Source organism: Phormidesmis priestleyi ULC007 (assembly GCF_003003695.1).
GTDB lineage: Bacteria > Cyanobacteriota > Cyanobacteriia > Leptolyngbyales > Leptolyngbyaceae > Phormidesmis_A > Phormidesmis_A priestleyi_A.
In genome coordinates, this window is the sequence record NZ_PVWG01000001.1 from 361,516 (window position 1) to 387,296 (window position 25,781).

At 51.2% G+C, this 25,781-nt stretch carries 24 protein-coding genes; 20 read left to right on the plus strand and 4 right to left on the minus strand.

Annotated features, from left to right (window positions below; translation table 11 throughout):
• Positions 1-60 precede the first annotated feature (60 nt).
• Genes C7B65_RS01635 through C7B65_RS01650 form a run of 4 tightly spaced genes read right to left on the minus strand, consistent with a single transcriptional unit; the run spans position 61 to position 4,033 of the window.
• Entirely contained in the window at positions 61-945 is an 885-nt protein-coding gene (locus C7B65_RS01635; protein ID WP_073069151.1) for an ABC transporter permease, read from the minus strand.
• Positions 946-972: 27 nt separating this feature from the next.
• The gene (locus tag C7B65_RS01640; protein WP_073069152.1) at positions 973-1,992 is read right to left on the minus strand and encodes an ABC transporter ATP-binding protein; all 1,020 of its coding nucleotides are present in this window, start codon (positions 1,990-1,992) and stop codon (positions 973-975) included.
• 60 nt (positions 1,993-2,052) lie between these two features.
• Positions 2,053-3,027, minus strand: coding sequence for a heme o synthase (locus tag C7B65_RS01645; RefSeq protein WP_073069153.1), 975 nt, complete (start codon positions 3,025-3,027; stop codon positions 2,053-2,055).
• Positions 3,028-3,079: 52 nt separating this feature from the next.
• Entirely contained in the window at positions 3,080-4,033 is a 954-nt protein-coding gene (locus tag C7B65_RS01650) for a COX15/CtaA family protein (protein ID WP_073069154.1), read from the minus strand.
• Between the two features lie 437 nt (positions 4,034-4,470).
• Here C7B65_RS01650 and C7B65_RS01660 point away from each other — a divergent pair, with 437 nt between their 5' ends.
• From C7B65_RS01660 to C7B65_RS01750, 20 genes are all read left to right on the plus strand, one after another.
• Positions 4,471-5,547, plus strand: a complete 1,077-nt coding sequence (locus tag C7B65_RS01660) for a cytochrome c oxidase subunit II (protein WP_073069156.1) — start codon at positions 4,471-4,473, stop codon at positions 5,545-5,547.
• An 81-nt stretch (positions 5,548-5,628) separates the two neighbouring features.
• Positions 5,629-7,395, plus strand: coding sequence for a cytochrome c oxidase subunit I (ctaD, locus tag C7B65_RS01665; protein WP_073069157.1), 1,767 nt, complete (start codon positions 5,629-5,631; stop codon positions 7,393-7,395).
• Between the two features lie 35 nt (positions 7,396-7,430).
• Complete coding sequence (locus C7B65_RS01670; RefSeq protein ID WP_073069158.1) at positions 7,431-8,057, plus strand: cytochrome c oxidase subunit 3; 627 nt, start codon at positions 7,431-7,433, stop codon at positions 8,055-8,057.
• 374 nt (positions 8,058-8,431) lie between these two features.
• A complete protein-coding gene (locus C7B65_RS01675) occupies positions 8,432-10,309 on the plus strand; it encodes a hypothetical protein (RefSeq protein ID WP_073069159.1) in 1,878 nt (625 codons plus the stop codon).
• Positions 10,310-10,626: 317 nt separating this feature from the next.
• Entirely contained in the window at positions 10,627-11,184 is a 558-nt protein-coding gene (locus C7B65_RS01680) for a carboxypeptidase-like regulatory domain-containing protein (RefSeq protein WP_073069160.1), read from the plus strand.
• 74 nt (positions 11,185-11,258) lie between these two features.
• Complete coding sequence (locus tag C7B65_RS01685; protein ID WP_073069161.1) at positions 11,259-12,551, plus strand: phage tail sheath family protein; 1,293 nt, start codon at positions 11,259-11,261, stop codon at positions 12,549-12,551.
• Between the two features lie 209 nt (positions 12,552-12,760).
• Positions 12,761-14,077 (plus strand): phage tail sheath family protein, encoded by a 1,317-nt coding sequence (locus tag C7B65_RS01690; RefSeq protein WP_219898281.1) that lies wholly within the window; start codon positions 12,761-12,763, stop codon positions 14,075-14,077.
• 53 nt (positions 14,078-14,130) lie between these two features.
• Entirely contained in the window at positions 14,131-14,550 is a 420-nt protein-coding gene (locus C7B65_RS01695; RefSeq protein ID WP_073069162.1) for a phage tail protein, read from the plus strand.
• A 6-nt stretch (positions 14,551-14,556) separates the two neighbouring features.
• Entirely contained in the window at positions 14,557-14,919 is a 363-nt protein-coding gene (locus tag C7B65_RS01700) for a hypothetical protein (RefSeq protein ID WP_073069163.1), read from the plus strand.
• A 20-nt stretch (positions 14,920-14,939) separates the two neighbouring features.
• The gene (locus tag C7B65_RS29450) at positions 14,940-15,080 is read left to right on the plus strand and encodes a DUF6760 family protein (protein WP_317615783.1); all 141 of its coding nucleotides are present in this window, start codon (positions 14,940-14,942) and stop codon (positions 15,078-15,080) included.
• A 12-nt stretch (positions 15,081-15,092) separates the two neighbouring features.
• Positions 15,093-15,644, plus strand: a complete 552-nt coding sequence (locus C7B65_RS01705; protein WP_073069164.1) for a phage tail protein — start codon at positions 15,093-15,095, stop codon at positions 15,642-15,644.
• Positions 15,644-16,975 carry a hypothetical protein gene (locus C7B65_RS01710; RefSeq protein ID WP_073069165.1) on the plus strand — a complete coding sequence of 444 codons (1,332 nt, stop codon included), beginning with the start codon at positions 15,644-15,646 and terminating at the stop codon, positions 16,973-16,975. Before C7B65_RS01705 ends, C7B65_RS01710 begins: the two co-directional genes overlap by 1 nt.
• Complete coding sequence (locus C7B65_RS01715) at positions 16,966-17,760, plus strand: CIS tube protein (RefSeq protein ID WP_083582617.1); 795 nt, start codon at positions 16,966-16,968, stop codon at positions 17,758-17,760. The genes C7B65_RS01710 and C7B65_RS01715 overlap by 10 nt, the downstream gene beginning before the upstream one ends.
• 8 nt (positions 17,761-17,768) lie before the next feature.
• Positions 17,769-18,836: a phage late control D family protein gene (locus C7B65_RS01720; RefSeq protein ID WP_106253884.1), complete on the plus strand. Its 1,068-nt coding sequence runs from the start codon at positions 17,769-17,771 to the stop codon at positions 18,834-18,836.
• 19 nt (positions 18,837-18,855) lie between these two features.
• Entirely contained in the window at positions 18,856-19,503 is a 648-nt protein-coding gene (locus tag C7B65_RS01725; RefSeq protein WP_073069166.1) for a phage baseplate assembly protein V, read from the plus strand.
• A 134-nt stretch (positions 19,504-19,637) separates the two neighbouring features.
• On the plus strand, positions 19,638-20,033 hold the full coding sequence (locus C7B65_RS01730; protein WP_073069167.1) for a PAAR domain-containing protein: 396 nt from the start codon (positions 19,638-19,640) through the stop codon (positions 20,031-20,033).
• A gap of 16 nt (positions 20,034-20,049) precedes the next feature.
• Positions 20,050-20,451 (plus strand): GPW/gp25 family protein, encoded by a 402-nt coding sequence (locus tag C7B65_RS01735; protein ID WP_073069168.1) that lies wholly within the window; start codon positions 20,050-20,052, stop codon positions 20,449-20,451.
• On the plus strand, positions 20,448-24,107 hold the full coding sequence (locus C7B65_RS01740; RefSeq protein WP_073069169.1) for a putative baseplate assembly protein: 3,660 nt from the start codon (positions 20,448-20,450) through the stop codon (positions 24,105-24,107). The genes C7B65_RS01735 and C7B65_RS01740 overlap by 4 nt, the downstream gene beginning before the upstream one ends.
• Before the next feature lie 22 nt (positions 24,108-24,129).
• Positions 24,130-25,059, plus strand: coding sequence for a baseplate J/gp47 family protein (locus tag C7B65_RS01745; protein ID WP_073069170.1), 930 nt, complete (start codon positions 24,130-24,132; stop codon positions 25,057-25,059).
• Between the two features lie 14 nt (positions 25,060-25,073).
• Complete coding sequence (locus C7B65_RS01750; RefSeq protein WP_073069171.1) at positions 25,074-25,772, plus strand: phage tail protein; 699 nt, start codon at positions 25,074-25,076, stop codon at positions 25,770-25,772.
• The last annotated feature ends 9 nt before the right edge of the window (positions 25,773-25,781 follow it).

Here is a 25,781-nt window from a genome sequence, read left to right on the forward strand (position 1 = left end):
TAATTCTACTCAAGACGCAATAATCTAGGAATTGCTCCTGAGATCTTTCAATTCAAAACTTTACGCTAAGGTGCGCTTCAGCAAAGGCTGAATTGCCAAAAATGCCACAACGTTAAACCCCAGTAAGATGAGCAGAGACGTTCCCATCGTGACGGCTCCCCACGGAGCTTGCACAACGACACTACCAAGATTCCAGTCGCTGTGGAGATAGACATAGCGAATTGGCTCGATCGCATAACTCAAGGGATTCAACGTCGCCACAACCTGCAACCACTTGGGCATAAATGACAGGGGCACCAATGCCGTGCTGGCAAACAAAAGCGGCAAGTTTGTCACGAAGATCACCGCAATCAATTCGATGTGACCGGGAAGTGCAAACGCTAATCCTAAACTCAATGCGGTTACGGCAAGAACCAGCATTAACACGATCAGTCCGACCAACGCTAACCCTAATGCATTGGGCAACCCTGATCCTAAAAAGGCACTCATCACCACGATCGCTGCCGTCTGAATCAAGCTCAATGTCGTGATAAAAATAGCTGATGCCATGACGATCGAGAAGCGAGAAGCGAGAGGCGCGACGAGCAAACGATTTAGAAAGCCAAACTCGCGATCGAACATCACAGGCAATCCAGCATTTAATGCGCCCCCAAATGCGGTGAAGACAATAATTCCTGCGCCGAGAAACTGCCCGTAGCTGGCGCTATCTCCAAACAATCCTTGGGGCGCGTTTTGGAACAGTGCCCCAAATAAGACGAGCCACATTAACGGCTGAATAATGCCTGCTGCCAGGGTCGAAGGGCGACGCTGAAGTTGAATAAATAAGCGACGAGTCAGCGCCAGCGTTTCTTGGATAAAGTCACTTAAAGGCGTAGATTTTGGTAGGGCGATCGCGCCTACTTGATCTTTAAACTCAGATTGGGGAGGAGTAATAGTGCGACTCATAAGACAATGCAATGAGGGACAAGTGAATCAGCGCATATTTTGCTTTTTTTCGGCTTTAAGATCACGACTTCCCGCTGCCGCAATCTCGGCATCTAAAAGTGTGCGACCCGTCGCGTTGAGATAGACATCATCTAAACTGGGACGCGCCTGAGCAATGCCAAACGTGGGCAGTCCAGCTTGCTGAAGGGCGTTCTGAATGGTGATCAACGCCTCACTTTGAGGGGCAACCACTAAGTTTAGAGAGTTTCCTTGAGCGCGATTAATGATCACTTCCTGCACTAAGGGCAAAGCTTCTAGCAAGACTTTTGCTTGTTCAGCCTCCTCAACCGGAGAGAACTCGCGAATCCGCAGGGTGACACGATCGCCCCCAACCTGATCCTTCAATTCTGAGGGAGTGCCCGCTGCGATGACGATGCCACGATCGATAATGGCGACTCGATCGGCAAGGGCATCCACTTCTTCTAAATAATGGCTTGTGATTAAGACAGTGGTTCCTTGCGATCGCAGTTCGCGCAAGAAGTTCCACACTGCCACTCGGCTTTCGATATCTAACCCGACCGTTGGCTCGTCAAGAATCAGCACATCTGGCTGATGGAGCAGTCCGGCTGCTAAATCTAGGCGTTTCTTTAATCCACCAGAATAGGTGCCCGATTTTTTGTCTGCCCATTCATCCAATCCCAAAAGGGTCAGAATCTCGACGATCCTCGGTTTAATGGTTTGCCGTGGAAGATGATAGAGCGCTGCCTGAAGCTCTAGCAATTCTCGCCCCGTTAAAACTTTGTCTAACGCGACTTCTTGAGCGACATAGCCCAAATGCTGACGAGCCAAACGAGGATGCTCGATCGCCGAAACTCCAGATACCTCAATTCGTCCCGAATCGGGTTCGGTTAAAGTACACAAACATCGCAGTGTGGTGGTTTTCCCGGCTCCATTGGGGCCCAATAAGCCAAAGATTTCACCTGACTCTACCTGCAAAGAAACGTCTTTAACCGCTTCGATCGCACCATAGCGTTTCTGGAGTTGTTCGATTAAAACCGCAGGAGCCATTGCTACTCCTCCCTTATTTGATACAAATCTTTATCGCTATCCTCCTTATTGTAAGGACTTCTAGAGAGCATCTACGAGATGATTTCCTAGATTGGCCGCGAGGGCAGCAGTAAGTCGATGGGTCACGGGCAAGCTGTCGATTCCCATCCCCGCACAAAGCAGCATTAGGTAGAGAATGGAGTATTTGAACAGAGATTTCGCCACCCTTAATTCAGACGGCTCTTGGACTAATTTCCACGCTTTCTGGACGAAGATGCTGCCGAGTAATAGCGCGATCGCCGCATACACAGCGCCCATAACATGCAGCGGGTAGACCAACAGCAGCGTCACCGGGATCAGTGCCAGCGTGTAGTAGAGAATTTGGTGACTTGTCGATTCGTTGCCCTCCACTACAGGCATCATCGGCACGCCCACTTTGGCATAATCTTCACGAATCATGATCGCCAATGCCCAAAAGTGAGGCGGAGTCCACATAAAGACGATCGCAAACAGCACCCAGGCTGCCCAACTCAAATCGCCTGTCACCGCCGCCCATCCCACAAGGGGAGGAATCGCCCCGGCTGCCCCGCCGATCACAATGTTTTGGGTGCTGTGACGCTTGAGCCAGTGAGTGTAGACCACGACGTAGCAGAAAATGCCAGACATGGCGAGACCCGCACTGAGCAGATTCGCGAACACTGCTAATAGTGTGAAGGCAGTCACTGCCAGAATCGTCGCAAAAATTAGCGCATCTCTAGGGCTGACTCGGCCCGATGGCAGCGGACGGTTGCGAGTGCGCTCCATAATATAGTCGATATCACGATCGTACAAACAGTTAATCGTGTTTGCCGCCCCCGCAGAAAATGCGCCGCCAATCAGCGTGATGATCAGCAAAAAGGGATCTACTTGCCCCTCAGCCGCGATCCACATCCCGCCTGCGGTGGTGATCAACAGCAGCAGAATAATTCTTGGCTTTGTGAGTTGCCAATAGCTTTGAATGACGTGCAGAAAGTCTTGATTGTGGCGAGAAATGCCAGGAAGCGCAGTATTTTGCATTCTCTAAAGGTTCCGATTGGAGAGTAGTTAAGAAAAAGGTTAAAGGAGACGCTCAAGAGGCAGAAAAATCGATCAATGCCTCTTGAGATTGACCCTTCAAGACCGGAATATCTCGAAACGCCAAAATAGTGAAGATGATTAGTGTTCCGAGTAGGGAGGCACCGACAGCCTGATGAGCGACTGTGAGCGGCTCAACCTGAAGGTGAAGGCGGAAGGTCGCAACCCCTAGCGTGATTTGCAGCAGCAGACAAAGCCCAGCCAGAGTTGCCCAACGACGGAGTAAAGGAGGAAGGGCAGGAGTCCGCCAAGTGAGAAAGATTAGGGTCAGGGTAGCGATCGTCGCCGGAACCACTCCCGCAATGTGGCTGTTCATCACCCCGCACAGTTGACTCGTGCCAAGACATTGATGAAGCGCCCACTGAGAGGAAACCAATCCACCCAAAATACTTTGTAGGTAAACCAAAACGATGGCGATCAGCCCTACCCACTTCAGGTTACCAACGTTTCCAGTTCCTTGGTGAGAGATAAGGGAGGTGCCAATGGCAACCAGTGTGCTGAAAAACAGGAGTCCAGTTCCCAGGTGAGCGGTCACGATATCGAATCGCAACAGCTCAGTGACGGTCAATCCGCCCAAGATTCCTTGAATCACGACCAGGAACAGGGCAAAGGTCGCTGCCCAGGGTGTCCAATCAGGCAGAACTCGTCGATTCCACCAGGCTAGACTGGCAAGCCCGATCGTAGCAAACCCCATCGATGTGGCAATCAGCCGATGAAACCATTCTAAAAACACCTGAAGATTCATCTGATCGCGAGGGACGAATTCACCGTAGCAAAGCGGCCAATCAGGGCAAGACAAGCCAGCATTCATGACGCGAGTCGCGCTACCCAACGCCATTAAGAAGAGAGTGGCGATCGCTAACCCAAACACCAGACGAGTCACCCAAGTTCTAACAACTGTGGAATCAGGTGTTGAGACGGCAGGCTGATGCAGAAAGGATTCAGACATAGGTTTAAGAGCCTTTATTCCGATTTCTGAAAATAAAATAAAAGTTAACTAAACTATGAGCATATACTCTAGCGTTTACTTTAGTGATGCAAGTCTAATTAGGGGCAAGCTTTCGGAATTTCTTCGGATTACAGAGGGCGTGAAGTCAATATTCAGTCACCTTTTCAGCAAACTCCTCCAGATCCCAAAGAGATCCTTAAGGATAGTGAAATGGTTACCCTCTCCCAAGATGGGTAGCTTACCGTGTAGTAAGAAGAACGAGTAGCCGCGGATTTTAAGCCTGAATTTCTGAGACAGTTCAGGTGCAGTATGGTGAATGTATCTACCTCAAGACCATCTCTAAGGTTAGATTCAAGTCCTAAAATTCAAGGCATATTCGGTGGTTTTCAGTTGGTCGCTGCTGCGATCGCCCAGTTGTTTGTGAGATTTGACGAACTGTGAACATTCCAAGTCAGATTACAACCCTACTGGCTGGTATCGTTCTGACCCTGGTCAGTTTTTGGTACGGTCAGAATCATGATCTTTTACCTATCTCCGCGTCGGTAGAGTCTATTCGCATTGATAGTCTCTTTAATTTGATGATGACGATCGGAACGGGGATTTTTCTACTCGTGATCGGCGTGTTGGTCTACTCTGCCTTTAAGTTTCGTCGCCAGCCTGGAGACGACTCAGATGGTCCTCCCGTCCACGGCAATATTCCCCTAGAGATTCTCTGGACGGCGATCCCAGCCATTATGGTTCTGGGTATCTCAATCCTTAGTTTTGATATCTATAACGACAATGGTGGCGCTGATCCGATGGATCACTCTATGGCACACGGCAAAGCTTCCCATCAAATGGCAACCATGCCCGGATCGGCGATGGCAGGAACTTTGATGGCGCAAGCCGATCCCAATCAGCAAAAAGCCGCAGAGGTTAATCAAGATCCGACCACTGCTGCCATCCGTGAAGATTTGCCGCAGAAAAAAGACGCGCCGACTCTGGGCACTGTTTCTCCTAAAATTGGCGGAGCAGAGCCAGGAGCGCCTGAATTTGTCGTCAACGTAGCGGGAATGCAGTACGCTTGGCTGTTTACTTACCCCGGCACGGAAGTTGTGGCAGGCGAATTGCATGTGCCGATCAATCAGAAAGTGCTAGTCAACATCACCGCAAATGATGTGATTCACGCTTTTTGGGTGCCTCAATTTCGCTTGAAGCAAGATGCAGTTCCCGGACGGCAAACTGAAGTGCGATTCACCGCCAATAGACTGGGTGAATATCCGCTCATTTGCGCTGAGTTGTGTGGCGCTTATCACGGCGCAATGAACACTAAAGTTGTGGTTGAGTCTGCCGAAGATGTCCAGAAATGGATTCAGAGCCAGCAAGTTGCCAGCGCTGAAGGACTGAGTAAAGCAGTTGCCACGACTCCGGCAACCATGACTGAAACCGAGTATCTCGCTCCCTACGCCAAAGAAGTGGGAATCAGCGCAGATACGCTTAAGCAACTCCATTCTGATCACCATTCTATGAGTTAGTGGTTATGCGTCATTCGTCGTTAGTCAATGGCAAATGACCCGTAACCCGTGACGAATGACAGAGAACCCCTGACATTTCTTATGACCCAAGCCGCAGAATTTCAAGAACAAGCTAATCTTCCTGCCCACGGCACCGAGCCGGACAAGGGCGATTGGCGCAAATATTTTGGTTTTAGCACCGACCACAAAGTAATCGGGATTCAATATCTCGTTACGACGTTTATTTTCTATCTCGTCGGCGGCGTGCTGGCAACAATGGTGCGAACTGAGTTGGCGACTCCAGAATCTGATTTTGTCAGTCGCGAAGTTTATAATAGCCTGTTTACGGTTCACGCAACGGTGATGATCTTTTTGTGGATCGTGCCTGCGGGAACGGGTGGATTTGGCAATTATTTGATTCCGCTAATGATTGGGGCGCGAGACATGGCGTTTCCTCGCCTCAACGCGATCGCCTTCTGGATTATTCCACCCGCCGGAATTCTCTTAATGTCGAGCTTCTTGGTCGGTGCCCCCGGCTCAGGCTGGACTTCTTATCCCCCTCTGAGCTTGATGAACGGCAAGCCTGGAGAGCTGATTTGGATTCTCAGCGTCTTGCTGTTGGGAACGTCTTCGATTTTGGCGGCGGTGAATTTCATCGTCACTATTTTCAAAATGCGAATCCCTGGAATGGGGCTAAACCAGATGCCCCTATTCTGCTGGGCAATGCTGGCAACGTCATTTCTGGCTCTGATCGCGACTCCGGTCTTGGCAGGTGCGATGATTTTGCTGTCGTTTGACCTGATGGTGGGGACGAATTTCTTTAACCCAACAGGGGGTGGAGATCCGATCGTCTATCAGCATATGTTCTGGTTTTACTCCCATCCGGCGGTCTACATTATGATCTTGCCCGTGTTTGGGATGATTTCAGAAATTGTGTCAGTCCACTCTCGCAAGCCAATTTTTGGATATAAAGCGATCGCTTACTCCAGTATTGCAATTTGCGGTTTGGGCTTGATTGTGTGGGCACACCATATGTTCACTAGCGGCACACCTCCCTGGCTGCGAATGTTTTTTATGATCACGTCGATGATCATTGCCGTGCCGACGGGCATTAAAGTGTTTAGCTGGTTGGCAACGATCTGGGGCGGCAAACTTCGGCTCGAAAGTCCGTTGCTGTTTGCGATGGGGTTTATTTCTCTATTCGTGATTGGCGGCATTAGCGGCGTGATGGTCGCGTCTGTGCCTTGGGATATTCACGTTCACGACACCTACTTCATCGTGGCTCACCTGCACTATGTGTTGTTTGGGGGCAGCGTGTTTGGGTTATATGCCGCTTTCTACCATTGGTTCCCTAAAATGACGGGACGAATGCTCAACGAAACCTGGGGTAAAATTCACTTTGCTTTGAGCTATGTGGGCTTTAACCTGGCATTTATGCCAATGCACAAGTTGGGAATCGAAGGCATGAATCGTCGGATCGCCGAATATGATCCCAAGTTTGCCTCACTGAACTTGCTGTGTACGATCGGAGCCTACCTCTTAGCCATCTCCACCCTGCCCTTTTTGGTGAATGTTTGCTGGAGTTGGGTTTATGGTGAGAAAGCGAGCGACAATCCATGGCGTGGTTTAACGTTGGAATGGATGACCACTTCTCCGCCTCCGGTCGAAAACTTTGAGGCAGATCCGGTTTTAGCCACTGGACCTTATGACTATGGCATGGGCAGCCGCGCGACCGAAGTCGATGTTCCGTTCTCAGATGCCAGCGATCCTGCGCTTTCAGCCGGGCCTAGTTCTACGTTGCGGGCAAAACCCGATCCGGCGGTTGCAGTCAGCCCTAGCGATCGCGTTGGCGAAAGCCACAATCGTTAAAGCCACGTTTTGTTCTTTACCAAACTGCAAGATTCATGACAGGTTCCACCCTCGATTCTGCAAAAACGGTTCTCAATCATCACCCTGAAGAAGACGTGGTGGTCGCCCACGGCGTAGAACATCACGACTTTCGGCTATTGGGCATCATTGTCTTTCTGGTGGCTGAGGGCATGATTTTCCTGGGTCTTTTTATGGCGTATTTCACCTTTCGATCGGTCGCTCCAACGTGGCCGCCCGAAGGTACGCCTCGACTCGAATTGCTGCTGCCCGGAATCAACACCGCCATTCTGGTTTCGAGTAGTTTTGTCATTCACAACGCAGATACGGCGATCAAAAAGAATGACGTGAAAGGGCTACGGCTCTGGTTTGGCATCACTGCCGCAATGGGCGCTATTTTCTTGTCAGGTCAACTTTATGAGTACTTTCATCTAGAGTTTGGGCTGACAACCAATCTCTTTGCCAGCACGTTTTATGTGTTGACTGGCTTCCACGGGCTGCACGTTTTATTTGGGCTGATGCTGATTTTAGGAGTGCTGTGGCGATCGTTAAAGCCCGATCACTACAACACCAACAGTCATTTTGGCGTAGAAGCGGCTGAAGTTTATTGGCACTTTGTCGATGTGATTTGGGTGATTCTCTTTTTGCTGCTCTACATTCTCTAGCGATCAGATTGCAGCAGCGTTTGTATTAAGCCTCCAGCGATTGGGGGCTTAATTTTTTTAACAGAAATAAGCTACTTTTGAAAAAGCTTGTATATTAACTTGTCTGTAGCTTATCGAACGCCTACTTAGGAACGTGGATTTATTAAGGTGTAACTTCTAGCCCTCTCTAAGGAGTTGGTGTACACCAATCTTCGCTGCGTTTCAGTCGGCTTCAGCCCCCTAAATCCCCCATTTTGGGGGACTTTGAGCTAAGACTCTGGTTTCAAAGTCCCCCACGAGTGGGGGATTTAGGGGGCGAAAGCCTCGGCGATGACAAATCAGAGGACTTTTACAGGTTATTTAATCCACGATCCTTAGCGCTAGGGTGATTGAAGATGAATTTGCCATTTGTTTTAGATGTCGCGATCGGCTTGGTGTTTATTTATTTAATTCTGAGTCTGCTTGCGTCTGAAGTTCAAGAACTGATCACCACCCTATTGCAATGGCGGGCAAAGCACCTTAAGGAGTCGATCGAGATTCTCTTAGGTGGCGGCGTAGAGCTTTCTGAGCATCAAACGCAGGTCAAGACTCTGGTTGATGAACTCTACAACGATCCCCTGCTGCAAAACGTCAATCAGGGAGTCACGGGCGGCATCGCGCGCTGGTTTCGACAGTTCACAAAACTTTTTCCGGGCAATCGCAGAGGCGCTTATGGAGAAGAACTGGCAACGGGGCCGTCTTACATTGCACCTGAAACATTTGCGACCTCACTGTTAGAGCGATTAGGAATCTCTAAACTAATCAATAAGCTCACAGAAGTCAGACTTGAAAAATTTGCAACCCGACTGGTCGGAATCTATAAAGTCAATGACAATGGCGGAGTTGAAATTCCGACGCGTCAGGAGATCAAAGACAACTGGGAAGCTGGAAAAATTAGGCAAATTGTTGAGCAGGCAAATCCAGATCAGGCGGATTTAAGCACCGATTCTAACTTTGTTGGGTTGGTGACTGACTATCATGAGATTCTCAAAGATTTTAGAATCAAACAAGCGACTTTAAAGACGTGCGTTGAGCGGATGGGAGAAAGCCTCGATCGCTTCATTGTGGCAGGTTCTCCAACGAATCCTGAAGCGGAAGGAGTGCCTTTGATCGGTCGTCTAAAATCTTTTAAGCTCGGAATTTTTGGAGCAGACAACGAACGGGCGATCGTCTCTGGTGGACTCAGACCCTCGCTATCCGAAATTGCGGATATGGTTAATCAAAGCAGTGATGTCTATCGAGAAATCACAGATGCTTACGCAACCGTTAAAACAAAATTACCGCCGATTAATGCCAAGATTGACGATTCTGTTAAGGCACAGCTTGATGCTTATAACAATTCTGAAGATCCACCTCTGACTCTAAAACTAAGTGATCTCACAAATGAACAGCGTGATCTGTTTCGCAATGCTGCGATTAGAGAAATTTCAGAAGAAGAATATGCACTCTATCAAGATTATCAATCCTATGTTGAGATTCAAAAAGGACTGGGTAAGCTTCCCAATGCGGTGAGAGAGAGTTTAGCCGTTTTGGCGAGACGTGCCCAGACCAGAGTCAAGCAAACTGAGAGTGACATTAATCAACTGCGCGAAGAAGTTTCGTTGTGGTTCGATCGCTCAATGTCGCGAACTTCGGGCGTTTATAAACGCAATGCTAAAGGGGTTGCAATTCTGATTGGTATTACGATCGCTTCCTTTACAAATTCTGATACCTTCCATGTGTTCAATCGTCTTTCGAGCGATGAGAATCTGAGACAAGTGATCACAAAACGGGCAAGCGACGTAATTTCTCCTGCAACCTCTGGAGATAGACCTCCTCTGCGTCAAGAGCTAGATAACATTCGCAACCAAACAGATTCTGTGTTGAGGAATGTGGCGCTGCCGATTAGCTGGAATCCGGCAAACTTGTCGAAACAATTTGACTGTCCTCCGGCTGCGCCCATTAATCGAGATAACGTCACCAGTGAGCAAGAATGGGCAACGATGTTTGCAAGTTGTCTCAACCGTCCACCCGAAGAGCGGGACATCTCTTTCTTCAAGAAAATTGGGCTGACGGCACAAGTTGCCTTTAGGCATCCCTGGGAGGCGTTTAAGATGTTGCTCGGTTGGGTGCTGAGTGGGATCGCGATCGCAATGGGCGCGCCATTCTGGTTTGATCTGTTGAACAGGTTTGTCAACGTCCGCAATACTGGAAATAAGCCCAAGGCAGCACCAGAGCAATCACCGCCAGCTTAGGTATGAAACCGCCCGGTTGTTCCTCTTCTCTTGGGGGAGAAGGGCTAGGCGAGGGCTTCGCCCCACTTCGCGAGGAGAGCGAAAGGCTAAAACGTAGCTCGAACAGTGTCACGCTCCTTTGCAGACTGAGGAGTTTCTAATCACCCTAATTAGTGATTTCTCAGGAGAGAAGAGTAACCTTTTGTGAAAAATTAAGCATATTTGTGAAAATCTGGCATCAACATCAACAATATCGCTTAAAAGTTTCTTAGGACTGTTCTTAAAACTAAACTGTTCTCTTGAGGGCGGTTACCCAATTCCTGATTCCTGTTGAGGCTATGTCAAACCCAGCAGTAGAAGAAATTCGTCATCGCGTTGCGATCGCCGGGTCTGTTACAGATTCAGTGAGCGAACGTGCGATTGCTGGCGCGATCGTGGAACTCCTAGATCCACCTTTGCAGACGTTTACCCGTGAAGAAGGAAGCTTCTATTTCATTGATCTACCCGTTGGTTCATACACGCTAAATATTTCTGCGCCGCTTTTTGGCACTCGATATGGAGTGGTGAATGGGCTAAACATTCTGGTGCAAAACACGGTAGATAACCAGCCGATTTTAGACTCGAAAGCCAGAGTGAGATTAACACCCACTACTCTCGTTGGACGGGTGACTCGTAACGATAATAACCAGCCGATCGAGCGGGCGATCGTGCAGCTTCGTTGGAGTACCGTCCAAACTTTAACTGACAAGGAGGGTCGCTATACGTTGTCCGGTCTTCTAGCAGGTGAGCCAACTGTTCAAGCCTCTGCAAAAGGGTTTTCTACCTCGATTCAAAAAGTTGTTTTGACGGCTGGAGCCGAAACCACTGCCAACTTCAGCCTGAGTGTCCCCCCTTAATTTCTAAGCTTCCAACCGTTCCGATCCCACCCATTCAGCCCCGCAGCCCACGCTGATTTGAAAAGGAGAGCGCTATGCCTAATTATCGATCCCCAGGTGTTTATGTTGAAGAAGTTCCATCGTCGGTAAAAGCGATCGCGGGGGTCAGCACCAGCACCCCCGGATTTATTGGAGTTGTGCCAGATAAAATTAATTTGGTTGCTCAACGCAAAGATGATCCCAGCCAAACGACGTTTGTAGAGTTCCCGCTGCTGACCCCCGAAAAAACTGCTGTGCTGATTACAAGCTGGACGCAGTTCACACGGACGTTTGGCGATTTAGTGGGACAAGCTCCAGAGCCTACTCCAACACCGACACCCACACCGACTCCAACACCCACACCGACTCCAACACCCACACCCACGTCCAGCATTGATGAAGGACATCGACAATTGGCGCATGCCGTCTATGGGTTTTTCAACAACGGCGGTAGTCGCTGTTATGTGGTGCGAGTCAAAAATACTGCCGCGCTTGACGATGCGCTCAAGGCATTCGAGGCGATCGACGAAATTGCCTTAGTGCTGATGCCAGGAAATCTAGATGACGCGCTGCGAGACAAGCTAGTTGCCCACTGCGCCAAGGTCAAAGACCGCTTTGCAATTCTGGATGGCCCTGACACTGTGACGGATCTAACCACGCTGACGCGCATCACGGCTGATGGTGGTGTAATGCCCAAACGCACAGATTTAGCCGCGTTCTATTTCCCTTGGATTCGCGTCTTTGATCCCGCGACCAAATTGCAGAATCCGAGCGGCGATGGGTCGATCGCGGTTCCTCCCAGTGGTCATATTGCGGGGGTTTATGCGCGAGTAGACAACGATCGTGGTGTCCACAAAGCCCCAGCAAACGAAGCGATTCTCGGGGCGCTGAATGTGACGCAGCCAGTCAGCAGTATCGACCAGGAAGGCCTGAATGACAAAGGTGTTAACGCGATTCGTGTCCTCAACAGCAACATTTTGGTGTGGGGAGCGCGAACTGTGGGGGGCAACGCCAACGCGGATTTGAAGTACATCAACGTGCGTCGGACGCTGCTCTATCTGCGCGAATCGATCGACGAAGGCACTCAATGGATTGTATTTGAGCCTAATACACCCGCCTTGTGGCAAACGATCAGCCGCAACGTTTCGGCCTTTCTGACCAGCGTTTGGCGATCGGGCGCTCTGTTTGGCAATACGGCGCAAGAGGCGTTCTACGTCAAATGCGACGAAGGCACGAATTCCCCAGATGACCGGGAAAATGGGCGGGTGGTTACAGAAATTGGCGTGGCGATCGTCCGTCCGGCTGAGTTTGTAATTTTCCGCATTAGTCAGATGGTGCAGGCGAAGTAGAGGAGTTTTGATACGCGATGTACGACTTTCCCGATTGCCCTCACCCTAAATCCCTCTTCCAGAGCGGGAGAGGGACTTTGACCTCTTCTTGCTCCCCTTCTCCCGCCTTGGGATGAGGGCTGGGGGATGAGGGCTGACTTTAGTTGCACATCAGGTTTTGATGCAATTCAACATCACAAATCCGTAATCCAAAATGGCATGAGGTGAGTATGTCTGTGGCTTATCGAAGTCCTGGAGTCTATCGCGAGGAAGTGTTCCTACAACCGGAGGTCGCGCTGCCAACGGGGATTCCGGTGTTTATCGGGTTTGCGGCTGCGATCGCCAAACTCGATGCACTGCCCGCTGGAGTGCAATTTCCCAATGCGCTGCCCAATGTACTTAAAACCAGACTGGAACATGATGTTCAACAAAAGCGCTTGGTTTTGAACGGGATCATGGCTCAAGAGGATCGCGATCGTCTGTTAGCACTGTCCCCCGATCCGGCTTTTCGTAAAGCTATTAATGGGTTATTTCTGAGTGGACAAACTGTGGTGCCGCTGCGCCGCAAACAGGAGTTTACCGAGAACTTCCTGGGATTATCAACGGGCTATTTAGCGGATGCGGTGATCGGATTTTTCGAGAATGGTGGTAGCCGCTGTTATCTTGCCCGTGCGGATACTCTGAAAGACCGAAAGACCGCGCTAGAGGAAGCGATCGCTGGATTAACGACGCTCACCGATCTAGATCTGGTTGCCATTCCCGATGCCATGACGCTGGATCGCGATGCTGTAATTCAGGTGCAGCAGCAAGTGGTGATGCACTGTGGGAAGCAGGGCGATCGCATGGCAATTTTGGATGCAATCCCTGGCAGTAGCATCGAGACCGTTAAGCAACAGCGCCTGGATTTGTTGCGAAATCAGCAAGAGCCAGTCAACGCTGCTCTCTACTATCCCTGGTTGAGAAATTCTCAAAATCGTTGGGTGCCGCCCTGTGGTCACGTTGCCGGAATTTTTGCCCGCAGTGATGCCGCTCGTGGAGTGTTTAAGGCTCCGGCGAATGAAGAAGTGCGCGATGCTTTGGATCTAGAATTCGCGATCGACAACACCGTGCAAGATGACTTGAATCCAGCCCATGTGAATTGTTTACGATCGTTTCCCGGTCGCGGCATTCGCGTTTGGGGCGCACGCACTCTCAGCCGCGATCCCAACTGGCGCTACATCAATGTGCGTCGGGTGTTCCTGACTCTCGGCCGCTGGATTGACGCAAATATGCGATGGGCAAGCTTTGAACCCAACTCCCCGCGACTGTGGGTGCGAATTCAGCGCGAACTCAGCGTCTATCTAGAACGGCTCTGGCAAGCGGGTGCCCTTCAGGGCCAATCGCCACAGCAAGCGTTCTACGTCAAATGCGACGCTGAAACGAATCCGTCCGATCGTCGCGAGGCTGGAGAACTGATCACCGAGATTGGTTTAGCCGTCGCAGCCCCAGCAGAATTTCTCATCATCCGAATCATTCATCGCGCTGGTGGGATTGAAGTGAGTTCTTAATGATTATTTGTTCTTGATCAAACATAACTAACACCTAACTAAGGAGATGAACAATGGCTGATCCGTATCGTGGCTTTAATTTCTTAGTTGAAATTGATGGCATTACCGAAGCAGGTTTTCGCGAATGTAGTGGGTTAGATGCGACAACTGACGCTGTAGACTACCGTGAGGGCAGCGATCCCAATCATGTGCGGAAACTAACTGGGTTAAACAAACACTCCCCCATCACCCTTAAACGAGGGCTGACCGATTCCGACAAACTGTGGAAGTGGCGACAAAGCGTGGTGGATGGAAAAGCCGATCGCAAAAATGTTTCGATCGTCCTGTTAAACGAAGCTCGCGAAGAGAAATGGCGCTGGAATATTCGCAATGCTTGGCCCTCAAAATGGACAGGCCCGACCTTGAATGCTACGAGCAATGATGTAGCCATTGAAACACTAGAAATTGTTCATGAGGAGATGGTTAAAGCTTAAAAGAACATGCTACAAACCGAGTTTCCATTCACGCTACCGCTGGGCTATGTTGACTCAGAAGGCACCTTGCACAAAGAGGGCACCATGCGATTGGCAACGGCATTTGATGAAATTGCGCCCCTCAAAGATCCGCGCGTTCGTAGTAATTCAGCCTACTTGCTGTTGATTTTGCTGTCTCGCGTGGTGACCAAACTCGGAACACTGGAACACATTAACCCTAAAACGATCGAGGAACTATTCGCAGCAGATCTGGCGTACTTACAAGATCTTTATTGTCGCGTCAATCAAAACGGACATAATCGCGTCCAAACGCAGTGTCCCTACTGTGAAAAAGCGTTTCAAGTGGAGTTGAGCAGCGTGGGGGAGTAACACGCTACCCCTTAGAACGACTGTATGAGGAGGTAGCGTATATTGCGTATCACTTTCATTGGACACATGACCAAATTCTGGCACTCGAACATCCCGATCGTCTGCATTGGGTCGCTGAGATTGCCAAAATTAATCAGCGCTTAAACGAACCTGTTTCTTAAAACAATTGACCTATGCCACCCTTTGATCCGCCATTAAATGCTGCCCTAAGTTTGGCATCGAATCTGTTAGGCGTTCGGTTTGATCCCTATCAGGTGACAAATTTTTTAGTCGAAATTGAAGGATTAGTGGTGGGAGGTTTTTCTGAATGTAGCGGTTTGCAAGCCGAAACCGAGTTTTTGGACTATCGCGAGGGTGGCGTGAACGAATATATGCATCGTTTTGCCGGAGCCAGCAAATATCCACCGCTGGTTTTGAAGCATGGGATCACGCAGATTGATGGCCTCTGGAGTTGGCACCAAGACGTAATCCAGGGCAAAATTAAGCGGCGCAACGGCACGATTTATTTACTCGATCGCCAACAAATTCCTGTCATTTGGTGGAACTTCAAAGAAGCGTTTCCCTACAAGTGGGCCGGCCCAGATCTGCGGGCAGATTCTGGCAATGTTGCGGTTGAAAGTGTGGAACTGTCGCATCGGGGTCTGAGCCGTCCTAGCCTCGGCAATCTGGTTGCGGGAATTGGAGCGGAAATCAGTGGGTCGATCGGACTTTCAGGAGGATTTTGATGGACGCAGAGCAAGCAGAACTTCTACAAACATCGCCGCTAATTCAACGGCTCGATCGTCGTCGCACTCAACCTGGGGTAATCGACCTGAGCCGCTACAGCACTGAATCTACAGGGCTACCAAAATCGATTGTGCAGCGCTCTGCTCTAGTGGAGCAATTGCAAACTCGTTACAGCAGTCGCGACAGTGATTCAGCAGGTAGTACAGAATTAGCGTTGGCAACAGCATCGCCTGCACCTAGAGCGGAACGGGTGTTTCGATCGCCTGAAGTCACTTCAGTGGGCGCGATCGCTCCATCCACACCGCTAGCAGCCAAAGCGCCACTCACCTCGGAACCACTGCCGCTGAGTGCGATCGCTCCTGTGATCGCCACGTCGCCTATAACGGAGCCGGATTCAGCCACGTTCACGACTGCGCCAGAGACGATCGCGCCCTTCAACGAGTCTGTCAGCGAGTTGGCGATCGTGCCCACCGAACCCAATCACGAATACCGGATCAGACGCATTTCAGCGAATCCGACTCAACCAGGTGCAATCCAACGAAAAGCAGCGTCCGATTCGTCTGCCACGATCGCCTCAGTCTCACCCGTTCAATCATTCTCCGAGGCTGTCTCGATCGCGACTGAATCACCGACTCGTGCAAAAGTGGATGATCCGACTTCTAATTCAGCAATACCCGCCTTAGATTTTGGGACTTCAACGACCGCGATCGCGCCGATCAGCACCTTTCAATCAGTGGAACCAACGGAAGCAACGTTAGTGCTGCGACACATGTCGGATACATCGCCAGCGGAAACGATTGTTTCTGAAACGATCGCTCAGGACTCGATCCCTCAAAACTCGATCGCCCCAGCCCAAACGAGTGTTGAAGTTCCTGTTGTTCGTCCGCTAGTACAGGCTGCTTCATTGCCCACGATCGTGCAGCGATCGCCCGATCCCCAATCGATGGTAACTGGATTCAACCGTCAGGAGCCAGCAGCGATCGCATCCACTCTGTCGATTAGCGAACCGCTGTTGCAGCCGAATCTGATTGGGCGGAGCGGTTTTAATGCCATGACGAATGGTGTTTTGCAGCGACGCATTCAGCCGGATTTGCCGTTGGCGATCAGTCCTATACAGGGGGTTCAGACGACGATCGCTCGTCAAACTGCGACGAATGGTTCCTCGACGATCGCTTTAGTCCCGTCCAGTTCTGAGGTGCCGCCCCCTGTCCCGCCCCCAACTTCAAGCAACGCCATCAATGTCGGGCAGATTGCAGAACAAGTCAGCCGAATTTTGTTTCGTCAGTTAACCGTTGAACGTGAACGCAGGGGGATGGGCAAATGGTCTTAGGTGGAGTTGCAGGCGCGATCGGAAGCGCGATCGGAGCCTTAACGGGCGCGGGGGCAATCGACAAGCTGGAGAAATTGACGATCACGCCCTTGACGCAGGAGTTTAAGCGGTCTGAGACGATCGAGGTGTTGTTCAACCCCACCTCGCTATCGATCACAAAGCCCGTCACCTGGAGCGAACCTCAACCGCCATCTACAACTCCAGCGGCTACTCCAGCGGCTACTCCAGCGGCTACTCGCAAATTGAATGCGCCCGAAATTGTGTTTGGCGGCGGTGGCAGTCGCACCCTAACGCTAGAACTGTTGTTTGACGTGACCGAACCCGTCGAAATTAAAGGGGAGAGAAAAACGATCGCAGATGTCCGCGTCTTAACTAACGAAATCGTCAAGCTAACTCGCATCCAGCGGGGTAAAGCGCAAGATGAACCGCCGCCCCCTGTCTGTTTGCTTGAATGGGGCAAACCGCCTACGGGGTCTGACTTTCCCTTTAAAGGCGTGATCACCAGTCTGACTCAAAACTTCACGCTGTTTAGACGAAATGGCTGCCCCGTCAGGGCGACGCTATCGGTTCAGTTTCGGGAGTATCTGATTTCTGAACGCGACAAAAAAGAAATTGACCCGGAATTTACAACACGAGTAGTAGTGCGGGGCGATACGGTCAGCAGCATTGCCGCAGAGATGTATCGCGATCCCAAACAGTGGCGAGCGATCGCCGAAGCCAATCGGCTAGACGATCCCCGCCAGATTGAACCCGGTCAACGCTTAAACATTCCAAAACTGCAATAGAGAGAGCTATGCCAGGTGCCAACCCCAGAAACGCTCCGTCCAATTTTGAAGTCCGCATTAACGGAGCGCTGCTGCCTGCCGATCTAGAAACGAGCCTCCTGAGCGTGGCAGTGGACGATGACACTAATTTACCCAGCATGTTTACGCTGGGGCTAACCAGTTCTGAGCAGCAACCGAACGCCAATCAGCTCGTTGATCAAGCGCTGTTTAGGATCGGCAATGCTGTCGAAGTCAAGCTCGGATATGACCAACTCACGCGCCTGATTAGCGGCGAAATCACTGGGCTAGAGCCAGAATTCAGCTTTAACGGGCTGCCGAGCCTGACGGTAAGAGGCTACGATCGCCGCCACCGATTGCAGCGCGGTCGCAAAACTCGCACCTTTGTCCAACAAAAAGACAGCGCCATTGCCGCCCAAATTGCCAGCGAAGCCGGACTGACTGCCCAAACCCAAGACAGCCAGGTAACTCACGAATATATGCTGCAAGCCAATCAGACCGATCTAGAATTTCTGCAAACGCGATCGCGACAGATTCGCTATGAAGTGATCGTGGACGATCGCACTCTGATGTTTCGCCCAGTCGCCAACGCGGAGAGCGAAATTCTCACTCTCACCTTCGACGATGACCTACTGGAATTTTATCCTCGCCTATCTTCGATCGGTCAGGTGAACGAAGTTGCCGTGCGCGGCTGGAATCTCAAAGACAAAAAAGAAATTGTCGGGCAGGCAAGACGAGGCGATGAAGTCTCGACAATGGGCGGACAAACCAGCGGAGCCGCGATCGCTGAAACTGCTTTTGGTGCGGCTGTTGCGCGAGTCGGCGATCGTCCAGTTCGCACTCAAGCCGAAGCCGACCAACTCGCCAAAGCCCGCTTCAATCACGACGTGCTGACGCTGATCAAAGGCGAAGGCGTGTGTCACGGTTATCCTCTTCTCCGGGCGGGCAAGGTGATCAAAATCGATGGCATCGGGCAGCGATTCAGTGGCAAATATTACGTCACTGCTGCCAGCCATCGCTATAGTTCACGCGGATATTACACGCATTTCACAGTGCAGCGAAATAGTACAAATCGATAATTTTTGCGGGGGAGAGACGATGAATTTATTTGAAGTATTAATTGACACAACCGAGCAGCAGACGATCGCCAGTCGAATTCATGGCGCTGTCGTTGGACTAGTCACAAACAATCAAGATCCTGATGGCATGGGGCGTGTGAAAGTGAAATTTCCCTGGCTCAGTGATCAAGACGAAAGCCACTGGGCGCGGATCACTAGCTTAATGGCAGGAAAAGAACGAGGACTCTATTTCTTACCGGAAGTGGATGACGAAGTGCTGGTAATTTTTGAGCAAGGCGACGTGCGCTTTCCCTACGTCATCGGAGCGCTATGGAACGGTAAAGACAAACCTCCAGCAAAAAACGACGACGGCAAAAACAATGTCCGCTTAATTAAATCTCGTAGCGGCCACGTGATTCGACTCAACGACGAAGACGGCAAAGAAACGATCGAAATTATCGACAAAACGGAGAAAAACAAAATTGTTATTGATACCAGTGAGAACACGATCGCTATCACCAGCAACAAAGACATCACGCTCTCCGCCCCAAAAGGCGCAATCAAGCTAGAGGCACAAAAAATTCAACTCAAATCAACTGCTGAAACCAAAATTGAAGCCAACGCTGGAATGGACATCAAAGCTAACGCCACGATGAACGTCAAAGGCGCAACAATCAATCTGAATTAGTTACAAGACTTACGCATTTTGACCAAAACCTCGGCGGTTTAAGCCACTATGTTGGTCGCAATGCTTGATTCTTGGTTAAAACCTCCGAGGTTTGCGTAAGTCCTAAGTTATTAGCGATTAGCCTCCTCACTCTTATGGGACAACCCGCTGCCAAACAGAACGATCGCATCACCGCCATCGATACCCATATCGTTATCGTGCCGGGAACGCCTCCCGTGCCGACTCCATTGCCGCATCCATTCACAGGCATCATCAACGGCAACCTCAGCAGCAACGTCAACATCATGGGGCTGCCCGCCGCCACAGTTGACAGCACCGCAGCCAACACGCCGCCGCACATTCCCACCCCCCCTGGAACTGCTTTTCAAAACCCACCTGCCAACCAAGGCACGATCAAAATCGGCAGTCCCACCGTCAAAATCAACGGCAAAATGGCAGCCCGCAACGGCGACATTGCCGAAACCTGTAATGACCCGGCTGCCTTACCGATCGGACAAGTCATCGCCGTCGGCACTGTATTCATCGGATAACTTACTCCTCACTCCCATGCCCAAACTCTTTCTCGGACGCGGCTTAGGATTTCCAGTCAAACCCAGCGACGGCAGTCTAGACGTTGCCGAATATGAAGAAAGCGTCCGTCAATCGATCGTGATCATTCTCGGCACTGCCAAAGGAGAGCGCGTCATGCGTCCAGAGTTTGGCTGTGGGATTTACAACCTGGTGTTTGAGGTCAAAACCGCCGCCACCGCAGGTCGAGTCTCACAGGCAGTTCAAGAAGCGCTGCTGCTATTTGAACCGCGCCTTGACGTACTGGATATTGATGTAATGGCCCGATCGGACGAAGAAGGCGAAACGCTGCTGATCAGCGTAGACTACCGGGTGCGATCGACCAACAATGTGTTTAACCTCGTTTACCCGTTCTATCTAGAAAAGAGTGCCAGCTTATGAGCACGCCACCGAAGCTCGATCCACGAACTGCCCAAGAAATTGCCCAACAGGTGCGCGACCTGCTGGCAAAGCCTCCGATCGCCACGCCGCTTAAACCCGACGACAAAACGATCGAGGCGGCACTAGTCGGTATCTTTGCCCGGTTTGCCGAACTGATTATTCAGCGGCTCAATCAGGTGCCCGATAAGAATTTTCTGGCATTTCTAGATTTGCTCGGCGCGTCGCGATTGCCGCCGCAACCTGCTCGTGTGCCGTTAACTTTTTCACTGGCTCCGGGCAGCACACAGGCAGTCGTGCCACCGGGAACGCAAGTTGCCGCACCTCCGGCTGTAGGCGAGAAAGACCCCGTGATTTTTGAAACCGAACGAGAATTAGTTGTGACTGCCGCGCAACTAGCATCGGTGCTTGTCCGCGACCCAGAGCAAGACTTCTACGCCGACTATAGCCCGATCGCTTCGCAGACCGAAGGTAACGCCACTTCAGCCGCGTCTCTGGATGTGCCGATTTTTCGCGGGAATCGTGCGATCGCTCACATCTTATACATCGGGCAGAGCGACTTATTTGATTTGCCCGATGTTAGCCTCGATTCACCGCAGGTTCAGACCTTGACTTTGACGATTAATGTGGCACGACTGCTAGGAGACGGCGGACAGTTGCAGTGGCAAGTTTGGAACGGTCAAATCTGGCAAGATAAACGTCCCGGAGAAGCGCCTAACAATGCTAGCAACCTCGCAGCAGCAGCAACCAATGGCGATTGTCAGATCATTTTCTCACCCAGCTTTAACCAATCGGAAATTAAGGCGGTGCCCCTCAGCACGGTTGCCTCCGAGGAAAGCCGCTGGTTGCGCTGTCTGTTAAAGCCGGACACGCCCATTACCAATTCCGCCACGCCTCAAACTGGCAGAGTTCGCGTTTCTCAACTGCCGCTGATTAATTCGATTCGGTTTCGACTGTCGATCGCTCCACCCACCGACAATCCTTCTCCACTCGCGATCGACGCAGCATTCACCAATCAACTGCCGATCGATTTGACTCAGCCGTTTTTCCCGTTTGGCGAAAAGCCCAAATTTGGCGACACATTTTATTTGGCGAACCGAGAAGCATTCTCGAAAAGCGGTGCCGCGATTACGCTGCAAATCAATTTAACGAATCTGGCTGATCTGGGCATTACACCGACTGGCGAATCGGTCAACCAAAGTCTGAAACTGCAATGGGAGTATTGGGATAACACGGTTTGGAAACCGATCGGCCTCTCAAATCGGCTCGATCCAGGAACGCCCACGACCGACTACGCCAGCAATTTTCGAGACAACACTCAGGCATTTACCCTACGTGAACATCCTGCGCCTTCGGTGAAGTTTAATCTGCCCAATAAACCGCTGAAACCGACGATCGTCAACGGCATCGAAAACTTTTGGATTCGGGTGCGGATTGTGGCAGGCGACTACGGCAAAGAAGCCACCTACGTCCGTAAAACTGACAGCCAACCCGCCAGCTACGACTTCAAGCCTGCCTCGTTTGCGCCACCTGTGATCGGATCGCTCAAGGTAGGGTATACGGTCGTGTTTGACAAGTCAGCACCCGACAAAATCCTCACCTACAATGACTTTGCTTACAGAACCATCAAACGGGCATCGGATAACGGATTCCGACGATTTCCCCCGTTCAACCCCACGCCTGATAAGCCAAGTCTCTATTTGGGATTTGCCGTGCCGATCGATCGCCCCTTCCCCAATCGTCCAATTAGTCTGTTTGTGCAGGCTGCCGATGTGAAGTATGGCGAAGACCTCGTGCCCCTATCGCCCACTACCAGCCGACAGACAGCGAATCCTGGCGACTCTGCAACACACACATTTACCCTGACCAACCCCACAGCTACCGCGGTTAGCTTCGAACTTTCAGCATCTGGACTGGCGTTAATCATTGCAGAGCCAGATCCACCTAAACTCGCTTGGCAGACAACATTAGCATTAGATACGACCAAAGTGCCACCTCCCCGCCCACAACTCGTTTGGGGCAAGATTGAGAATAGCAATAAGACTGGAGTGATCACTCAGACCATCACACTGGCGGCAGGGGAATCTCAGGAGGTAAAAATCGAGGTCAGCATTCCGGCTAATGCCGCCCCCAATAGCCGCGATCGCGGCATCCTTAAACTAATAAAAAGCGACGAACCCGATCGCTCCTACAGCGCCACTTTTGAGACGAGCGCCACTGCCCTACCCGCCAATGAGCGACTGCAACTTTCTTGGCAATATTGGAACGGCACCCAGTGGACAAAATTGAGTGTGCAGGATGGCTCCGAAAACTTCACCCGCTCTGGCTTAGTCGAGTTTTTGCCGCCTGCCGATATTGCCCTGCATGAAGAATTTGGTCAGCCGCCGCGCTACTGGCTGCGGGTGCGTTGGGACAGCGGCGATTATGACGTAGAACCGAGGCTGCGACGAATTTTGCTCAACACAACGATCGCCGCCCAAACCGTCACCCTGCACCACGAAATTCTCGGCTCCAGCGATGGCACCGAAAATCAGCGATTTCGCGCCACCCGATCGCCGATCCTGCACGGGCAGCAGCTTGAAGTCCGCGAACCCGAACGCCCTTCAGCGCAAGAGCGAATCGATTTAGAAGCCGAAGAAGGTCTAGACGCGATTCCGCCCGACGTGCTGGGCAGTTCGCGAGACGTGTGGGTGCGCTGGCACGAAGTCTCTGATTTCTACCAGTCCAATCCCCGCAGCCGTCATTACGTTCTCAATCGACTGACTGGGGAGATTCGCGTTGGCGATGGCATTAATGGATTGGTGCCTCCGATTGGGGTTGGCAATCTGCGGCTGGCCCGTTACCAGACTGGAGGCGGCACCGCAGGCAATCAGCCAGAAGGCGCGATCGTCCAGCTTAAAACCACCGTTCCCTACGTGGATAAAGTTACGAATCCGATCGCCGCTGCCGGAGGAGCGAATGCCGAAAGTCTGGACTCGCTGCGCGATCGCGTCCCTCGTGAACTGCGCCACAGTCACCGCGCTGTGACCCTGGAAGACTACGAAGATCTGGCAATGCTGGCATCTCCTGAAGTCGCCCGCGCCAAATGCGTACCGTTGCTGAATTTGCGACAAAACCCGCAAGCGGTGCAAAACCCACTTGGACAGCCACCCAAAGCTCCCGGCAGTGTCAGCGTGATCATTGTGCCGCGATCGCGCCTTGATGCGGCTGGAGTTGCGATCGATGCTAAACCGCTCCCCAGCCTGGAACTGATCAGCCGCGTCCAAGATTTTCTCAACGCCAACTCGTCGCCCACCGTCGATTTATTCGTCGTCGGGCCGCTCTATATCCGCGTCGATGTCACCGCCGAAATCGCCCTAACTTCCCTGGAAGGATCAAGCACCGTCAAACAGGCAGTCGAACAAACCCTCGCCAGCTTTTTGCATCCGCTCACAGGTGGCTTAGACGGCACAGGCTGGGCATTCGGACGCGAACCCCACCTATCCGATTTCTACGCCCTGATCGAAGCCATTCCCGGTGTCGATTACGTCCGCACTCTCACCGTCAAGCCACCTCCCGACACCCAAGATATCAAAAAAACCCAAGATATCAAAAAAACCGATCGCTTTCTCGTCTACTCCGGCAACCCCGTGATCACCCTCTTCTTCGACCCCGATTAAGCTAACCCTACTCCTCACGCTCATGCCCCTCCAACTTCCTAACCTTGACGATCGCACCTACGACGATTTAGTAGAAGAAGCCCGCAGCCTGATTCCCACCTACGCGCCAGACTGGACAAACCACAATCCTTCTGACCCCGGCATCACGCTGATTGAACTGTTTGCTTACTTAACCGAACTGCTGATTTATCGGCTAAACCGCGTCACCGATGCCAATGTCGGGTCGTTTCTCAAACTGCTAAACGGGCCCGACTGGCAACCCTCCAACGATCTGGCAAACGATATCCGAAAAACCATGCAGCAGCTACGGCAGATTGAACGCGCTGTCACCTGTAAAGATTTTGAGCAGTTAGCGCTGAAAGCAGACGATCGCGTCGCCCGTGCCGAGTGCCTACCGCGCCGCAATTTGCTCATGCAGGATTTTGAAACCGATCGGGCCGGACACATGGGCGTACTAATCGTGCCCAAAACTGCGTTTGAATCTCAACTGCCTGACATTCTTGCCACCGTGCAGAAAGATCTAGAGCCGCGCTGCCTGCTAACCACTCACCTGCATGTTGCCGCTGCCCAATTCCGCAAGCTGAAAATCATTACCACTGTCGTTCCCTTGCCCGATGTCAGAGATGTTGATCTTCAGAACTCCGTCAAGCAGGCGTTGAAGCAATTTCTAGCGCCGTTGACTTCAGACGACAAACCGAATTGGCCCTTTGGTCGCAATGTGTTTGTTTCAGAAATCTATCAACTGCTCGATCGACTTCCTAGCGTTGATTATGTCTACACCGCAAATGACAACACTGCAACTGACATCAAGTTTGATTTACAAATCGATGCCGTCGATCGCAGAATCCTCAACAATAATCTATTGGTTGGAATCGATATCAAACCCTATGAATTAGTCGCCAAACTCACTGACACCGATATTACTGTCCAGATCGATCGCCCCATCAATTAACCTCAACAATCACCATGCCCGACACCAGCAGCTACCTGAATTCCCTTCCCGCCATTTTCAGCGAAGACCCATTTTTGGGGCAGTTCTTGCTAGCGTTTGAGCAGGTTCTCACCGGGCTAGATGCGGCAAAAGATGAACCCAAACAAGGACTCGAACAAACGATCGCTAACCTGTCTAAACTGTTCGATCCCAGTGCGATCGACACCCTGTTTACCGACGATGAGAAAACCTTAAAAGCCTTTCTGCAATGGTTATCAGGCTGGACTGCTCTGAGCTTACGAGCCGATTGGGACACGGGACAGCAGCAGCGATTTTTAGCGGAAATTGTTCCGCTCTATCAGCGTCGTGGCACCAAAGAAAACCTGGCGCAACTGCTGAAAATCTACACTGGATTGTTACCAATTATTGAGGAAGCGCCCGATCGTCCGTTTCAGATTGGGGTCAATTCCACCGTCTCCTCTACGATCAGCGCCGACACTGCTCAGATTGGCGGCGGCACTCCTCATCGCTTTCGCATTACAGTCACGATGAAGTCTTCTTCGACCGATGAATTAGCCCGACAGCGGCAGATTATTCAAGCGATCGTCGATTTGCAGAAACCCGCCCACACCTACTATGAATTGCCGATTTTAATTCGGACTGACACGATGCAAATTGGCAGCCGCTCCACAGTCGGAGTGAACACGCTACTGGGAAGCATTCCTACTGCATAAAACAGGAGA

Bases quoted from the DNA above. Each gene is read 5' to 3' on its own strand.
- C7B65_RS01640 (WP_073069152.1), bottom strand. From the start codon at position 1,992: ATGGCTCCTGCGGTTTTAATCGAACAACTCCAGAAACGCTATGGTGCG.
- C7B65_RS01695 (WP_073069162.1), top strand. From the start codon at position 14,131: ATGGCTGATCCGTATCGTGGCTTTAATTTCTTAGTTGAAATTGATGGC.
- C7B65_RS01670 (WP_073069158.1), top strand. From the start codon at position 7,431: ATGACAGGTTCCACCCTCGATTCTGCAAAAACGGTTCTCAATCATCAC.
- C7B65_RS01645 (WP_073069153.1), bottom strand. From the start codon at position 3,027: ATGCAAAATACTGCGCTTCCTGGCATTTCTCGCCACAATCAAGACTTT.
- C7B65_RS01650 (WP_073069154.1), bottom strand. From the start codon at position 4,033: ATGTCTGAATCCTTTCTGCATCAGCCTGCCGTCTCAACACCTGATTCC.
- C7B65_RS01680 (WP_073069160.1), top strand. From the start codon at position 10,627: ATGTCAAACCCAGCAGTAGAAGAAATTCGTCATCGCGTTGCGATCGCC.
- C7B65_RS01685 (WP_073069161.1), top strand. From the start codon at position 11,259: ATGCCTAATTATCGATCCCCAGGTGTTTATGTTGAAGAAGTTCCATCG.
- C7B65_RS01635 (WP_073069151.1), bottom strand. From the start codon at position 945: ATGAGTCGCACTATTACTCCTCCCCAATCTGAGTTTAAAGATCAAGTA.
- C7B65_RS01730 (WP_073069167.1), top strand. From the start codon at position 19,638: ATGGGACAACCCGCTGCCAAACAGAACGATCGCATCACCGCCATCGAT.
- C7B65_RS01720 (WP_106253884.1), top strand. From the start codon at position 17,769: ATGCCAGGTGCCAACCCCAGAAACGCTCCGTCCAATTTTGAAGTCCGC.
- C7B65_RS01740 (WP_073069169.1), top strand. From the start codon at position 20,448: ATGAGCACGCCACCGAAGCTCGATCCACGAACTGCCCAAGAAATTGCC.
- C7B65_RS01745 (WP_073069170.1), top strand. From the start codon at position 24,130: ATGCCCCTCCAACTTCCTAACCTTGACGATCGCACCTACGACGATTTA.
- C7B65_RS01725 (WP_073069166.1), top strand. From the start codon at position 18,856: ATGAATTTATTTGAAGTATTAATTGACACAACCGAGCAGCAGACGATC.
- C7B65_RS01715 (WP_083582617.1), top strand. From the start codon at position 16,966: ATGGTCTTAGGTGGAGTTGCAGGCGCGATCGGAAGCGCGATCGGAGCC.
- C7B65_RS01675 (WP_073069159.1), top strand. From the start codon at position 8,432: ATGAATTTGCCATTTGTTTTAGATGTCGCGATCGGCTTGGTGTTTATT.
- C7B65_RS01735 (WP_073069168.1), top strand. From the start codon at position 20,050: ATGCCCAAACTCTTTCTCGGACGCGGCTTAGGATTTCCAGTCAAACCC.
- C7B65_RS01750 (WP_073069171.1), top strand. From the start codon at position 25,074: ATGCCCGACACCAGCAGCTACCTGAATTCCCTTCCCGCCATTTTCAGC.
- C7B65_RS01710 (WP_073069165.1), top strand. From the start codon at position 15,644: ATGGACGCAGAGCAAGCAGAACTTCTACAAACATCGCCGCTAATTCAA.
- ctaD (WP_073069157.1), top strand. From the start codon at position 5,629: ATGACCCAAGCCGCAGAATTTCAAGAACAAGCTAATCTTCCTGCCCAC.
- C7B65_RS01700 (WP_073069163.1), top strand. From the start codon at position 14,557: ATGCTACAAACCGAGTTTCCATTCACGCTACCGCTGGGCTATGTTGAC.
- C7B65_RS01690 (WP_219898281.1), top strand. From the start codon at position 12,761: ATGTCTGTGGCTTATCGAAGTCCTGGAGTCTATCGCGAGGAAGTGTTC.
- C7B65_RS01705 (WP_073069164.1), top strand. From the start codon at position 15,093: ATGCCACCCTTTGATCCGCCATTAAATGCTGCCCTAAGTTTGGCATCG.